Origin of the sequence: Vibrio sp. SCSIO 43009 (assembly GCF_023716525.1) — a bacterium.
In the GTDB taxonomy this organism is placed as follows: Bacteria; Pseudomonadota; Gammaproteobacteria; order Enterobacterales; family Vibrionaceae; genus Vibrio; species Vibrio alginolyticus.
The window spans coordinates 1,764,237-1,777,268 of the sequence record NZ_CP071843.1 but is presented as its reverse complement, the minus strand read 5'-3'; the positions used below and the strand labels follow the sequence as shown (position 1 = coordinate 1,777,268).

Below are 13,032 nucleotides of genomic sequence, written 5' to 3'. Positions count from 1 at the left end.
TACAACTGAAGTCGCTAAAACGCCCGGTGATGCCGGGCGTTTTTATTAGGATGAGAGCTGGAATCGAAAAGACATGAATCACTATTGGTTGGATTCCGCGTCTTCACGTTTAATCACTTTGTGCCCATCTTCAGATACGCCTTGCTTCCAATAGCTGCTGATGTAGATATTCTCGCGATCGACTTCTTTTTCGTTGCGGAAATATTGGCGCAGCGCACGCATTGAATCGAACTCACACGCACACCATACCGAAGCGTTACCATCTAACCACTCGAGTTCGCGAACGCTATCAGCCAAGGTTTGCTGTTCGGTTAGCCAAATCAACTCCATACCGGCTGGCGTGTTTAGGGGTTGAATGTCGGCTGGAGACATCACGCTGATCACAGCGTAGCCTTTGGCCTCTTCTGGCAGCGTACGAATTTTCGCAGAAAGTGCTGGAAGTGCTGTCATATCGGCAGCCATGAAGAACCAATCCGCCTCAGTATTTAAGTTGGAGATGCTACCTGGCCCAACAATGCTGATCGTGTCGCCTTTTTGCGCAGCCATTGCCCAACGCGCTGCAAATCCGCATTGCAGATCTTGCGTTACGTGTCGGACGAAATCCACTTCGATTGAACTGGTTTCTGGATGAAAGCGTCGAATAGTGTAGGTGCGCATGATTGGTCGGTCGTCTTCTGACAGGATGCTCAGATCCGCGCCGCCCATATCGTTAAACAGTAATTTGATGTAACTGCCTTCGCAGTCACGAGGAAAGTGGCTCAGCGCCTCACCTTGCAAGGTAATGCGCTGCATGTTTGGAGTGATGGTTTCTGTGTCTGTGACAACAAGCGTTTTAGGTTGAGGCTTCTTTTTCATTGTTACTTTACTCGATAATTATTCTCTTTCTCATTTAAAGATTATCAAGTTCCCTAACAAGAGGGTAGCGTCTTTAAACAAATTTACACTGTGAATTAACGCCAAAGCCTCAAGAAAAATATTACCTCTATCCTTTCTCTAACCACGTAAAGTGAGTCGTTTTTTAACCATAAATGGACTTATATCATTGGAATCGTAGACAAAAGCAACAGCGCAGCCATACTGTAGTTGAACCCCTTAACGCGTTTATCGGTGGTCAACCAACGCTGCAATTGCATACCTGCCGCCGTCCAAAATGTCACCGATGGCAAGTTAGCTAAACAGAAGATACCGGCGATAAAAGTCAGTTCGAGCCATGCACCGCCACTGCTGTATACCGTAATGGCCGTCAACGCCATCGACCAACCCTTCGGGTTCACCCATTGGAATGCGACAGCCCCTAAAAAAGACATTGGGCGAAAATCGTGTTTTGCTTCGGTTTTGTCGCTGGTGGCGATTTTGTACGTCAAGTACAGCAAATAACTCAAGCTCAATACTTTCAAAATGGAGTGGGTTAGCGGGTAGGCATGGAACAGGCTCATCAAGCCAATACCCACCAAAATTAGCATGGCACCAAAGCCGAAGGTAATGCCCAACATGTGTGGGATAGTGCGTTTAAAGCCGACATTTGCCCCTGAGGTCATCAACATAATGTTATTGGGACCCGGCGTAAAAGTGGAGACAAAAGCGAACAACGCCAAAGCACCCAGTTGATGATATTCCATAGATTGTTCCTTGAATCAGTTCTCGATAAGTTGAGAACAACTATAAGTAGAACTGAGGTCAATATTGTGCTTTTATTTGATGATTAGAAACTAAATAAGCAATAAAACATCATCATGGATAGATTTGACGAAAGAATATTGCAAGTGCTCAAACGAGATGGAAGAATCTCCAATGTAGAGCTGTCGGAACGCGTTGGTTTATCTCCATCTGCAACCTTACGCCGAGTGCAAGATTTAGAGCGTAAAGGCGTGATCAAAGGCTACCGAGCAGTACTGGATAATCAGCAACTTGGCGTGGGTTTTGTCGCTTATGTGTCGATTGGTTTGGCCTCGCACTCTAAGCAGGCGCAGCTGGGTTTCGAAGAGCATGTGCGTTTTGTAAACGAGGTGGTGGAATGTCACAACATTACGGGATCTAACGAATATCTCATACGCGTAGAGACGCAAGATCTCGCCGCTTATAAAGCGTTCCATGCTGATGTGTTGGGTGAGTGCGAACACGTCAAGTCGATCACAACGATGGTGGTGATGGACACACCAAAAGACGAGCGATAGCCAAACGAGAGTGACAGTTTTTGTGGCACATGAATTTGAAGTGACTCGAAAGAGTCAGTCGAGTATGAGATAAGTACACAACAAATGCTGGAAAGCAGATGGCACTCTTACAATTTCCACCTTTATTCTCACCTTCGAAATAATCTCATCCTGCTAGTTTTGCTTAAACCGCTTGTGTTCATGAGCGGCGAGTCAGCAAATTTAAGGATGAACGATGAAATCACATGTAACACTTCCTCTTTTGAGCTTAAGCGCTGTTGCCGCATTGAGCTCATTTAACGTCAACGCCCACGGCTGGGTAGAATTTCCAAGTGCTCGTCAGAATACGTGTTATTTAGACGGTGGTTTTTGGACCAATGAGATCCCCAACCAAGCGTGTAAAGCGGCTTTTGAAGAATCTGGTGCTTACCCGTTTGTGCAACGCAGTGAAATTGCAGCAAACGTACCAAATTACCGAGATATGGAGCATGTTAAAGCCGTAGTCCGTGACGGCGAACTGTGTTCTGCCGGCGATGCCGCTAAGAAAGGTTTGAACATTCCTTCTCCAAACTGGCAGCGCACCAATGTTACGCCAGATGCAAACAACCAGATTGAATTGGTGTTTTACGGCAAGGCGCCGCACAACCCATCGTACTGGGAATTCTATCTCACCAAGCCGACTTATGATGATTCAAAACCGCTTACTTGGAGTGATTTAGAGCTGATCGACACCGCAGGTGACGTGTATGTTGATGCGGAAAAACGCTACCGTATTCAGGTGACTTTCCCTGCTGATCGTTCCGGCGATGCAGTGCTTTATACTCGTTGGCAGCGCATTGATGTGGCTGGTGAAGGTTTCTACAACTGTAGTGACATTACGTTAAACGGAACAGGTACGACGCCGCCGACTGACCCCGTTGATCCAACCGAACCGGGCAATAATCTGACATCTCTAGGCTACTTTGTTCAGCAAGGTTTCGGACCAGTAGAAGCGGGTGACACCATTCGTTTCCGTACGTTTAATGCGACAGGCAATGAAATTGTCGATATTTCACTGCCAATCAGCGCAAACAATACGACGACTTGGGCGGCAGAAATTGCTGATCAATTTAACGCGCAGCAAACGGGCGATTGGTATGTGGGTATTTGGCATCAAGAGATGAATCACTACATGTTCGACAGTAACAACGTGAATGCGAATCAAGTATTAGCGCCAAGTGCAGACTTCAGTTATGCGTTGTCACTGCTCAAAGCGGATGTCACGCCACCAGTTGAACCAACCAATTTGTGGGACAAGACAGCCGTTTACAACCAAGGTGATGTGGTGACGCACAACGGCAAAGAATGGACTGCCCAGTGGTGGACGTCTGGTGAGGAACCTGGCACAACGGGTCAATGGGGTGTATGGCGTTAAGCCATTTATTCTGGCTCTGAACAATAAAACCCTTCTCATGTGAGAAGGGTTTGTTTTTTCAGTCTAAAACGACCACTTTGGTCGAGTGGTTGTCTTGAAAATCAGAGCACATATCGTTATTCGCTTGCTCTCCACTCGTTCCAGTTGAGCATCGCGTAGTCTGCCAGTTTGAGCATCGGAATGTCTTCGTGCGTATCACCGTAGGCATAAACAGACGCAAATTCGTCGAGCGAAAACGTGGCCCTAACGCGCGAGACTTTTTTTTTCTAAACTGCAATCACCTTGCTGGTAAAAGCCACTCAGTTTTGGCTGTTCTGAGATCAGTTCACTGCACAGCAAGTGGTAACCGTTCGCTTCACACCAAGGCTTGAGATACGCATTGAGTGATGCCGACACCACCACAATGGTATCGCCTCTGTGCTGATGCCACGCCAACCTTTCCATCGCTTCTGGCCGTAAGTACAGCGGGATCACTTCGTGGGCAAACTGAGCGCCAATCGCTTCAATTTTCTGCGTTTCTTTCCCTGAAAATGCAATAAAACTGCTGAGAGGACGCATAACACGAGCGGGTAACACTCCGAGTTTGTACAGCGCATAAAATGGCATGATAGCGACCTTTCCCACTCGTTTGCGCAGGCCATAAGCAGAATAGTGGAGGAAAAGGCTAAACATATCCTCTCGGGTGATGGTGCCATCAAAATCAAACAGTGCCAGTGACGGCTTAGTAGTATCGAGCAAACTCAGCGCCTATTTTTTGGTTTAAGATCGTTTTGTGTTTATTGATAAAACACCGCCAACCAGATGGTTTCTTGCGTTGGGTCAGTCCAGCTCACTTTGTGTTTGGTATGAGCTGGAATCGTAACGTGATCGCCTGCCTCAAGTCGTTGCACGACACCTGATTCAAAAGTCAGCTCACCTGCTCCTTTAAGAACCAAGACCCATTCATGTTCTTCTTGATCGTACCAGCCACTTTCGGGAGAGGTTTGCCCCGTTGAGAGAATGCGTTCTATACGCAGGTTTTTGTGGGTCAGCAGGTCTTCGAACACTTCCTCGTCGAGGTTATTCGGTAAGTCTTTAAACAGGTTCATGGCCTTTCCTTAGAGAATGATCAGTCCAAAAGGCGCAAGCAATTGCTCTTGTTGCCAATCACAAATTTTAACACCAAACAGAGAAACGCGGCGAACATCCAGCCCGTCTAGTTCGACATGAGTCAGATCACACTGCTCAACGTTAAAGGTTCCCCATTGTTCTGGCGAGAATTCGCAGCGAGATAAATCCGAGCCTTTGAGAGTTGCCCCTGCGAGGTTCGCACCGTTCCAACGGTTTTCAAAGAGGTCACATTTTTCTAGTAACACTCGCTCGAAGTTACAGTAGGTGAGGTTGCAGCCAGTAATAAAAGCAGAACAGAAAAACATGGTGTTACTGACGCGATTAGCAAAGTTCGCACCTTGGAAGTTTGCCCCTTTGAGATCGCACTTACGTAGCTCCAAGCCCATACAATTTGCGCCGTTAAACAGGCTCATCGCCAACATGCAGTTCGTAAAGCTAGCGTCTTTTAAGTTCGCGAAGCGAAAACTACACCCTTCTAGCGCTTTGGATTCGATAAAGCGACAGTCGATGAACTTAGCATCGCGCAGATCGGCATGGTCGAAACAGCACATATAAAAGTGGCAGTTTTTAAAGGTAGCATTCTGAAAATCGTGATGAGAAAAGTTTTCTCGTTCAAAAATGAGATCGGTTTTTAACATGTCTTCTCCTTAGCTGCGAGCAGACTAGCACTCCAAGTGACTGATTTTCCAGAAAAATAACTTCTTGTATTTCAGTGTTTTACAAACCCCTCAAATCGCGATTTTAAGGGGTCAAACGAGCTTTTTAAGTGGGTTGTTTTTTGAAAATAGAAGACGTAGAGGGCGAAAAAAGTTTTTGCTGGCTACGAGCCTTAACGAGAGGATTCGCATTTATGGGTATGCATGGCAACTCACACGCACAGTTTGCATTACAGAATTGTATCCTATTTGCATAATTTGTTGATCAATATGGCGTTTCTCCATACAAAAAACCTATATTTTTCACAAATTGATTTCCATCAAAATAGTAGGGTTTCTATGTGCTAGATTGCGCACAGCTCAAAAAGATATAGATACCCGTGTGCTTCAAGGCGCTGAGTTTACTTGAAATCTCAGATCAGTTAGCAGGCACCCCTTTGGGTACGACATAACGAAGCCCTACGAAAGGAAATAAAAATGAAAAAAACAATCTGCAGTCTAGCAGTGGTTGCTGCACTCGTGTCACCAAGTGTTTTCGCTCATAAACAAGGTGACTTCGTTCTTCGTGTTGGTGCGGCGTCTGTCGTTCCAAATGACAGCAGCGATAAGATTCTTGGTTCTCAAGAAGAATTGAAAGTGGATTCAAATACGCAGCTTGGTTTGACGTTTGGCTACATGTTCACAGACAACATCAGCCTAGAGCTTCTAGCAGCAACACCATTCAGCCACGACATTTCGACAGATTTGGTTGGTAGTGATATCGCGAAAACCAAACACCTTCCACCAACGCTTATGGTGCAGTACTACTTTGGCGAGCCACAAAGTAAGTTCCGTCCATACGTGGGTGCAGGTCTCAACTACACCATGTTCTTTGATGAGGGCTTCAATAGCACGGGTAAAGGCGCTGGTCTTTCAGATCTTAAGTTGGATGATTCATTCGGTCTAGCAGCGAATATTGGTGTGGATTACATGATCAACGATCAATGGTTCCTCAACGCCGCTGCGTGGTACGCAAACATTGAGACAGAAGCAACTTATAAAGCAGGTGGAGTGAAGCAAAAAACCGACGTCAAAATTAACCCTTGGGTATTTATGATCAGCGGCGGTTACAAGTTCTAAGAAAAACCAGTAGTTACACGCACATTACTATTATTGGCATGACTTTGGGGGCGGTTACGGGGACTGCCCCTCTTTTTTATCCTCGTTCTGATTGCACATCATTTACTCCACTTAGCAACATGCAAAATTGGATCTTTACCTTGCAGATCATTTTATTGTCGGAAGATCGAAAAGTCCTACACTGATCACATAATTGAACAAGTGGACAATATAAATGAGCGACGACATCGCAAAGCATTCTTCTTCCAGATCTAAGCTGGTAAAAACTCTTTTCTTTACTCTCTGTGTTATCGCATTTGGTGCGATGTATTGGTCTTGGCAGTATTCAGACAGTCACCCAAGCACGGAAGATGCCTACGTTAGGGCAAAAATTTTGTCGGTAGCGCCTCAGGTAAAAGGCCAAGTGGTTTCTGTGGATGTCAAAGACTTCCAATCTATTAACAAAGGTGACCTACTGCTGAAGATAGATTCACGCCCATATTTGTTGGCAGTGAAGCAAGCAAAAGCGGCATACCAATTGGCGGTCCAGCAACATGACGTTGCCGATAAGCAGGTAACTGAAGCTGTTGCGGGCTTAGATGCGGCGCGCTCTAACCTGACAGAAGCGCAAGTAGAGTACAAACGTACGGATTCCTTGGTGAAACGCAAACTGGCGTCGGACCAAGATTTAGATACGGCAAAAAACAAACTAGCCAATGCCCAAGCGAGCCTGGAGCAAGCGCGCGCGACGGTAGAAAAAGCCATTGCGAACCGTGGTGAAGAAGGCGCAGAGGCTGCGGTTGTTCAACAAGCGGCAGCACAGTTAGCGCAAGCAGAGCTGAACTTGAGCTACACCGACATTACGTCACCAGTGGATGGCATTGCCGGTGAGATCAATACGCACGTAGGCTCGGTCGTTAGCGTGGGTCAAACGTTGTTCCCTGTGATTTTAAAAGACAGCTATTGGGTACGCGCGAACTTTAAAGAAACAGATCTTACTCACATCAAACCTGGTATGCATGCGGATGTGGTGATTGATATGTACCCAGACGTGGTGTGGAAAGCAACGGTAGAACAGCTGTCGCCTGCGAGTGGTACATCGTTCTCCTTGATGCCACCAGAAAACGCAACGGGTAACTGGGTTAAAATCAAACAGCGTTTCCCTGTACGTTTGGCATTAGAAGTACCTGCCGATGCGCCGCAACTTCGCGTGGGTGCGAGCTCAGAAGTCACCATAGATTTGCAAAGTAGCGTGCAATGAGCCATCAAATTACGGCAGACAAACGGGGGATTGCCACCGTCGCCGTGATGCTTTCTGCCATCATGGTGTTAATCGATATGACCGTTGCGAACGTGTCGCTATCGCACATGATGGGCGCGTTGGGCGCAACGGCAGACCAAATTACTTGGGTGCTGACGGGTTACAGCATGGCGGAAGCGATCTTCATTCCGATGACCAGTTTCTGGGTGTCGCGCTTTGGTGAACGCAAAGTCATGCTGGTTGCCGTGGTCGGTTTTGTGATTGCCAGTGCGCTTTGTGGGCAAGCACAGTCTCTTGAAGAGATGGTGCTATTTCGCATTATCCAAGGCGCTTTCGGCGCGTCGGTGATTCCATTGGCGCAGTCGACGTTAGTGCAGATTTATCCGTATGAGCAAAAAGGCAAAGCGATGGCAATTTTCTCCATCGGCATTTTGCTTGGTCCTATTTTGGGCCCAGTTGTGGGTGGTGTGATCACCGACAACATTAACTGGCGCTGGATTTTTTACATCAACTTGCCATTCGGTTTGATCTGTACCTCTTTGATTTATCGCTATATCCACATCGACAACAAATCCAAACCTAACTTTGACTGGTGGATCATCGGTTACATGGCGTTAGGTGTGGGCGCGTTGCAGTTTGTGTTGGATAAAGGGAATGAAGAAGACTGGCTCGACTCACGCATGATTCAGACGGCGATATTGCTCGCAGTCATGGGATTGGTGATGTGGATCTATCGCAGTTGGAAAACCAAAAGTCCAATAGCGCCATTGTGGCTGCTGAAAGACCGAAACCTTATGGTCTCGTCATTGATGATTGCCGTGGTGTCGATGGCGATGTTTGGCCTGACGACTCAACAACCAATGCTGTTGGAAAGCTTGCTGGATTATCCGGTCTCAACCACTGGTTTATTAATGGCACCGCGTGGGTTGGCGTCAGCGGCGATGTTGATTTTGGTGATTAAGCTCAATCCGCAATTCGATCCCAGAATCAAAATAGTCTTTGGCTTAAGCTGCATCGGGATTGGTAGTTATTTGATGACGCAGTACTCACTGCAGATCGATACATTTTGGATTGTGATGCCGAGTATGATTCAGGGGATGGGGCTTGGTTTAACCTTCTCGACGCTATCCACCTTGGCGTATTTAACGATTCCGAAAGAGCAATCTGTTGCGGCGGCGAGTATTTACAATCTGTTCCGTACCATTGGTAGCTCGTTTGGTATTTCTATCGCCACCACGTTCCAATATCGTGATAGTCAGCAGCAATGGCATGCGCTGGGAGAGGGTATTAATCCTTATAATCCTAACTTGCATGACTGGGCGGCCAATCAGGGGCTTTCTATTACCGATCCGGTTGCGTTAGACCAATACCAACAGATGTTGCAGCAGCAATCGCAAATGGTCGCGTTTGTGCACACCTTCCAGCTTGTGGGAGTGATGTTCGTGATCATGATGCCGATGCTGGTTTTCATCCGGTCGCGTGAATAACAACAAGTTCAGGTGAACCGTGTAAGAGAACGCCTCTCAAGTTGTGACAGCTTGAGAGGCGTTTTTTATTGGACAGTGCCAGTGAAAGAAGGGCGTTTACTCAAACGTCACTTCGTCAAAATGCGGATTGGTTTTGAGCGCGCGCATTGCGACTAATTGCTCAGTCGGGAAGGCGGTGTGCTCACCATCCATATCTAAAAACAAGCACTCTTGTCGCTGCATGTCGTAGCCTGTGTCGAACGCGTTGCCCTGATGAGCTTCACCATTTTTTAGCGTGATCTCGATAGGGAGCTTAAACATACAGGCGATTTCAATAAAATCGTATTGGCTGCAAGTCACCATAGTTTTCTCCTTTCAAACCGACGCAGTATTCAGAAGGTTTGAGAACCGCTTCCTTAAATAGAAGACGTTTGATTGAAACTGAATCTTCATCTTACACCTCATTTTGGTCACGAAATAGACATACACGCACGTTTTAATAAACCTACTGTTGAGCGTTCACAAGCGAGACAAAACTACGATATGTCTGAGACGATACTTAAGCGCACATACCTAACGAGTGAACAAAAGACACAAAAGCCAAGTTCACTGATTTCCCCTCAAACCTACCATGCGCAGTTGGCGCACCGTGTTCACCACTCGCCTCAATTTGAAAACGGCCGCGTTAAAAACGAGATGCCAAATGTCCCTAGCCCGCAATCATTCTGGCAGGTGTGTTGGAGCTATCTTGGTGGTAGAACGCCATTGAGTCCTAACGAACATTTGCCACATTTCCCAATTCAACCTACGCAGTTTGCACAGCGAAGTGAATCGATGCGCGTTACTTGGCTGGGCCATTCCACCATGCTGGTGGAGGTCGATGGCATTCGAATTCTGACCGATCCGGTATTTGATTACGCTTCTCCGTTCGTCGCAAAAGCGTGGTTTGAACGCAATATTCCCAATACCTACGCCAGAGATTGTTTGCCGATTCCTGAAATTATCGTGATTTCGCACGATCATTACGACCATTTAGAAGCATCGACCATACGTTTCTACGCTGATAAATCCGTGACGTTTTATGTGCCCTTAGGGGTTGGCAAGCATCTGATAAAGTGGGGCGTTTGCGCAGACAACATCGTGGAATTCGATTGGTGGGATAGCGTGCACTATGCCGGAATCGAACTGATTTGTACGCCTGCTAACCATAATTCGGGTCGTACTTATTTCGATAAAAACGCGACCCTGTGGGCTTCTTGGGTCATCAAAGGCAAAGAAGAGACGCTCTATTTTAGTGGCGATTCAGCTTACGATTCGCACTTTTCCGAGATCGCACTGCGATGTGGACCAATCGACATTGCCTGTTTGGAAGTGGCTGCTGATGTGAAAGGCCAAGGTTATCCGGTCGAAAACTGGGGGCACATGCAGGCTCATCATACCGTGCAAGCGTTTCGCGATTTAAATGCGAAAAAACTGTTGCCAGTACATTGGGCTACATACGAGCTGTTTACTCACCGCTGGGACGAACCGATTTTAGATTTGCTTGCCCATTGTCAAAAAGAACATATAACGCTGCTGACGCCAATGCCGGGGGAGAGTTTTTTCGTTCATAAAAAACAGATAAATAAACAATGGTGGCGAGAAAAAGAAACAGGTGAGCCAGCTAGAATTTTGACTTAATAATATGTTCTTACTTCAATAATTATTTTAGAAGTTAACCTTGTTATTTTCAGAATATAACAAGGTTTTTTTACTCGCTTACTCATCAATCACTTGAGGTTTTAACTCGACGATATTTCCTTCCGGATCATGAATATAGAGTGAGCGACCGAATCCTTGTGCGCCGTAGCGTTTCGCAAACTCTTCGGTTTCAATGCCGTTCGAACGCAGATATTCCAGTAATTCATCCTCGGAAAAAGGCGCCAATTGCAGGCAAAAATGATCAATATTACGACCATTTTGAACTGGTGGCTTTCCGCCGAGTTGACCCAATTCGCTGTCTACCGTCACTACATCAATCAATGCGTTACCTGCCCTAAGTTGAGTTAAACCAAGTTCCGTTACTTGGCGCTCGACAGGGCAGCCCAAAATGTCTCGATAGAAATGCAACATAGCATCGAGGTTACAGGTCCTTAAAACAACATGATCAAGCGCTTTGATGGCGATTGGATTTTTGGTGGGCATGCTTCACTCCTTTTTGCATTGTGTTGAGGTAAGTATAAAGTGACCTTAAAAGTGGTGAGAGAAATGATCAAATTCCAGACGTTTTTTTGCTAGAGCGAGTGCAGAAACACTGCAACTTAAAGCAAACAAAAAAGGCTAGCGTATTGCTAGCCTTTTGGTATATGGATGGGGCTATTACTCGTAATCAGAAGCGTAAGTTTCTTCGTAAGAGTGTGAGTAAAGCTCGAATAGGTTACCGAATGGGTCTTCTAGGTAAACCATTTTCGCAGGCTTATTATCGTCTTCTGGGTGGTAACGCATGATGTCCATGCGAACTTTGCCACCTAGTGCTTCGGTGCGTTTGATAGCACCTTCAAAATCGTCTGTCTGCAAACAGAAATGGAAGATACCGATGCGAGAAAAATCCACTTCATGGCGCTCTTGACGCTCTTTCATTTCGAATAACTCAAGGCCGATGCCATCACTTGTCACAAGGTGCGCAATGTTGAAGCCTTTAAAGCCTTCCCCAAAGACCGCAATACACATTCTGCCAATTGCCGTTTCGCGTTCTTCAATCACTTTCGTGTTGCCCATAACGACTTTTAGACCTAGCGCTTGCGTGTAAAACTCAACCGCTTTGTCCATATCTCCGACCATAATACCGACATGATTCATTTTCATTTGTTTGCTCCCAACATGTGTGTTTGAACGTTGTCTTGTTTCGATGTGGGAGAGTATATGGCGTGATATTGATTACATGAAATTATCATAAATTATAAAAATGATAATTTTATTTAATGATGTGCGTATTGGGATTGATTTAGTGAGCTAAGGCCTCAACAGCTTGCCTCACCGAGGTGAAATGAATCTTGATAATGCACCGTTGCGCGAGGCTGAATTCATGCGATTGGATTAATGACGTAACCTCTTCTACGGACAGCGTTCGTTCTTTTGGGTGTAAAAGAGTGGTGTTCGAACCATTGTTTTTCAATTCGAACGTGTTGCCATTTGAGTCAATAACGTAATCATCTTGCCCAAAAATGAGGGCTTCGCATTCAGAGTCTAAGTCGGACTGGGAATGCGTGTAGATCAGCTCATCGTCGCCGTCTAGTTTTAGCAAGCATGGCCAGCATACTGCGTGGTCTCTCATGGTTAACTCATTATTCATTGTTATTTAGAAACTTGACCCAGGTTGTTGCAAAAACGCTAACTCTTCGGGAGTGCTCTTTCTTCCCAGTATCGCATTGCGATGAGGATAGCGCCCAAACTGGTCGATGATGGCTTTGTGTTTTAGCTCAAAATCGTAGTTATTTTCAAGCCCTGATGCGCGGAACAATTTTTCAGCTTCGACATGAATGAGGCGAGATTCGCTGTGCATAAACGGCATGTACAAAAAACTTAGCTGCTCAGGCGCTAATTCTTTGTCGTGACCTAACCGAATTGCCTCTTGAGCCAATGCTAATGCGAGTGGGTCTTGTGCAAACGCTTTTGGGGTGTTGCGATACACATTACGTGAAAACTGGTCGAGGACGATGATTTCGGCCAATCGTCCTTGTGCGCTGTTACGCCAATTAAACAGTTCACAACGAGCGGCTTGTTCTAATACCGAGGCAAATCGCGATGCAATACGCTTGTCCAGTTCTGGGTTGTTTTCAAACCAATTTGGGGGCGATAGCTCCTCGAACCAAAATTTGATGACTTCTTGGTACAT

General features: G+C 46.1%; 15 protein-coding genes and 1 pseudogene. 6 read left to right on the top strand and 10 right to left on the bottom strand.

Annotated elements, in window-relative coordinates; translation table 11 throughout:
- Positions 1-81: 81 nt before the first annotated feature.
- Positions 82-855 (bottom strand): siderophore-interacting protein, encoded by a 774-nt coding sequence (locus J4N43_RS23510; protein ID WP_053303996.1) that lies wholly within the window; start codon positions 853-855, stop codon positions 82-84.
- A 179-nt stretch (positions 856-1,034) separates the two neighbouring features.
- Positions 1,035-1,619 carry a LysE family translocator gene (locus J4N43_RS23505; RefSeq protein ID WP_054578560.1) on the bottom strand — a complete coding sequence of 195 codons (585 nt, stop codon included), beginning with the start codon at positions 1,617-1,619 and terminating at the stop codon, positions 1,035-1,037.
- Positions 1,620-1,733: 114 nt separating this feature from the next.
- Here J4N43_RS23505 and J4N43_RS23500 point away from each other — a divergent pair, with 114 nt between their 5' ends.
- Complete coding sequence (locus tag J4N43_RS23500) at positions 1,734-2,174, top strand: Lrp/AsnC family transcriptional regulator (protein ID WP_005374369.1); 441 nt, start codon at positions 1,734-1,736, stop codon at positions 2,172-2,174.
- Positions 2,175-2,388: 214 nt separating this feature from the next.
- Positions 2,389-3,567: a lytic polysaccharide monooxygenase gene (locus tag J4N43_RS23495; RefSeq protein WP_054578559.1), complete on the top strand. Its 1,179-nt coding sequence runs from the start codon at positions 2,389-2,391 to the stop codon at positions 3,565-3,567.
- Between the two features lie 116 nt (positions 3,568-3,683).
- On the opposite strand, the pseudogene J4N43_RS23490 reads toward J4N43_RS23495, so the two are convergent.
- The 3 genes and pseudogenes from J4N43_RS23490 to J4N43_RS23480 all read right to left on the bottom strand — a co-directional run bounded on the left by J4N43_RS23490 (position 3,684) and on the right by J4N43_RS23480 (position 5,315).
- Positions 3,684-4,305 (bottom strand): annotated as a pseudogene (locus J4N43_RS23490) (HAD-IB family hydrolase).
- Positions 4,306-4,343: 38 nt separating this feature from the next.
- Positions 4,344-4,655, bottom strand: a complete 312-nt coding sequence (locus J4N43_RS23485) for a cupin domain-containing protein (RefSeq protein ID WP_005374359.1) — start codon at positions 4,653-4,655, stop codon at positions 4,344-4,346.
- A gap of 9 nt (positions 4,656-4,664) precedes the next feature.
- Positions 4,665-5,315 carry a Qnr family pentapeptide repeat protein gene (locus J4N43_RS23480; protein ID WP_005374358.1) on the bottom strand — a complete coding sequence of 217 codons (651 nt, stop codon included), beginning with the start codon at positions 5,313-5,315 and terminating at the stop codon, positions 4,665-4,667.
- A 495-nt stretch (positions 5,316-5,810) separates the two neighbouring features.
- Here J4N43_RS23480 and ompW point away from each other — a divergent pair, with 495 nt between their 5' ends.
- The 3 genes from ompW (at position 5,811) to J4N43_RS23465 (ending at position 9,179) form a co-directional block, all read left to right on the top strand.
- Entirely contained in the window at positions 5,811-6,452 is a 642-nt protein-coding gene (ompW, locus tag J4N43_RS23475; protein ID WP_252094180.1) for an outer membrane protein OmpW, read from the top strand.
- 214 nt (positions 6,453-6,666) lie between these two features.
- Entirely contained in the window at positions 6,667-7,692 is a 1,026-nt protein-coding gene (locus J4N43_RS23470; RefSeq protein WP_053303998.1) for an HlyD family secretion protein, read from the top strand.
- The gene (locus J4N43_RS23465) at positions 7,689-9,179 is read left to right on the top strand and encodes an MDR family MFS transporter (protein WP_017634371.1); all 1,491 of its coding nucleotides are present in this window, start codon (positions 7,689-7,691) and stop codon (positions 9,177-9,179) included. Before J4N43_RS23470 ends, J4N43_RS23465 begins: the two co-directional genes overlap by 4 nt.
- A gap of 96 nt (positions 9,180-9,275) precedes the next feature.
- Here the strand turns inward: J4N43_RS23465 and J4N43_RS23460 are convergent, their stop codons facing one another.
- The gene (locus tag J4N43_RS23460) at positions 9,276-9,521 is read right to left on the bottom strand and encodes a Rho-binding antiterminator (protein ID WP_054578556.1); all 246 of its coding nucleotides are present in this window, start codon (positions 9,519-9,521) and stop codon (positions 9,276-9,278) included.
- A gap of 180 nt (positions 9,522-9,701) precedes the next feature.
- Between J4N43_RS23460 and J4N43_RS23455 the strand changes: the two genes are divergently transcribed.
- Complete coding sequence (locus J4N43_RS23455) at positions 9,702-10,838, top strand: MBL fold metallo-hydrolase (RefSeq protein ID WP_252094206.1); 1,137 nt, start codon at positions 9,702-9,704, stop codon at positions 10,836-10,838.
- Between the two features lie 78 nt (positions 10,839-10,916).
- Here J4N43_RS23455 and J4N43_RS23450 read toward each other — a convergent pair whose 3' ends face one another.
- From J4N43_RS23450 to J4N43_RS23435, 4 genes are all read right to left on the bottom strand, one after another.
- A complete protein-coding gene (locus J4N43_RS23450) occupies positions 10,917-11,342 on the bottom strand; it encodes a VOC family protein (protein WP_054578555.1) in 426 nt (141 codons plus the stop codon).
- A 174-nt stretch (positions 11,343-11,516) separates the two neighbouring features.
- Positions 11,517-12,002, bottom strand: a complete 486-nt coding sequence (locus J4N43_RS23445) for a VOC family protein (RefSeq protein ID WP_025768760.1) — start codon at positions 12,000-12,002, stop codon at positions 11,517-11,519.
- Positions 12,003-12,141: 139 nt separating this feature from the next.
- Positions 12,142-12,471 (bottom strand): DUF4144 domain-containing protein, encoded by a 330-nt coding sequence (locus tag J4N43_RS23440; protein WP_033907198.1) that lies wholly within the window; start codon positions 12,469-12,471, stop codon positions 12,142-12,144.
- 24 nt (positions 12,472-12,495) lie between these two features.
- Positions 12,496-13,032, bottom strand: coding sequence for a DUF924 family protein (locus J4N43_RS23435; RefSeq protein WP_252094179.1), 537 nt, complete (start codon positions 13,030-13,032; stop codon positions 12,496-12,498).

What these genes read in the sequence shown, in the direction of transcription:
- J4N43_RS23510 (WP_053303996.1), bottom strand. Translation starts at nt 855, where the DNA reads ATGAAAAAGAAGCCTCAACCTAAAACGCTTGTTGTCACAGACACAGAA.
- J4N43_RS23505 (WP_054578560.1), bottom strand. Translation starts at nt 1,619, where the DNA reads ATGGAATATCATCAACTGGGTGCTTTGGCGTTGTTCGCTTTTGTCTCC.
- J4N43_RS23500 (WP_005374369.1), top strand. Translation starts at nt 1,734, where the DNA reads ATGGATAGATTTGACGAAAGAATATTGCAAGTGCTCAAACGAGATGGA.
- J4N43_RS23495 (WP_054578559.1), top strand. Translation starts at nt 2,389, where the DNA reads ATGAAATCACATGTAACACTTCCTCTTTTGAGCTTAAGCGCTGTTGCC.
- J4N43_RS23485 (WP_005374359.1), bottom strand. Translation starts at nt 4,655, where the DNA reads ATGAACCTGTTTAAAGACTTACCGAATAACCTCGACGAGGAAGTGTTC.
- J4N43_RS23480 (WP_005374358.1), bottom strand. Translation starts at nt 5,315, where the DNA reads ATGTTAAAAACCGATCTCATTTTTGAACGAGAAAACTTTTCTCATCAC.
- ompW (WP_252094180.1), top strand. Translation starts at nt 5,811, where the DNA reads ATGAAAAAAACAATCTGCAGTCTAGCAGTGGTTGCTGCACTCGTGTCA.
- J4N43_RS23470 (WP_053303998.1), top strand. Translation starts at nt 6,667, where the DNA reads ATGAGCGACGACATCGCAAAGCATTCTTCTTCCAGATCTAAGCTGGTA.
- J4N43_RS23465 (WP_017634371.1), top strand. Translation starts at nt 7,689, where the DNA reads ATGAGCCATCAAATTACGGCAGACAAACGGGGGATTGCCACCGTCGCC.
- J4N43_RS23460 (WP_054578556.1), bottom strand. Translation starts at nt 9,521, where the DNA reads ATGGTGACTTGCAGCCAATACGATTTTATTGAAATCGCCTGTATGTTT.
- J4N43_RS23455 (WP_252094206.1), top strand. Translation starts at nt 9,702, where the DNA reads ATGTCTGAGACGATACTTAAGCGCACATACCTAACGAGTGAACAAAAG.
- J4N43_RS23450 (WP_054578555.1), bottom strand. Translation starts at nt 11,342, where the DNA reads ATGCCCACCAAAAATCCAATCGCCATCAAAGCGCTTGATCATGTTGTT.
- J4N43_RS23445 (WP_025768760.1), bottom strand. Translation starts at nt 12,002, where the DNA reads ATGAAAATGAATCATGTCGGTATTATGGTCGGAGATATGGACAAAGCG.
- J4N43_RS23440 (WP_033907198.1), bottom strand. Translation starts at nt 12,471, where the DNA reads ATGAGAGACCACGCAGTATGCTGGCCATGCTTGCTAAAACTAGACGGC.
- J4N43_RS23435 (WP_252094179.1), bottom strand. Translation starts at nt 13,032, where the DNA reads ATGTACCAAGAAGTCATCAAATTTTGGTTCGAGGAGCTATCGCCCCCA.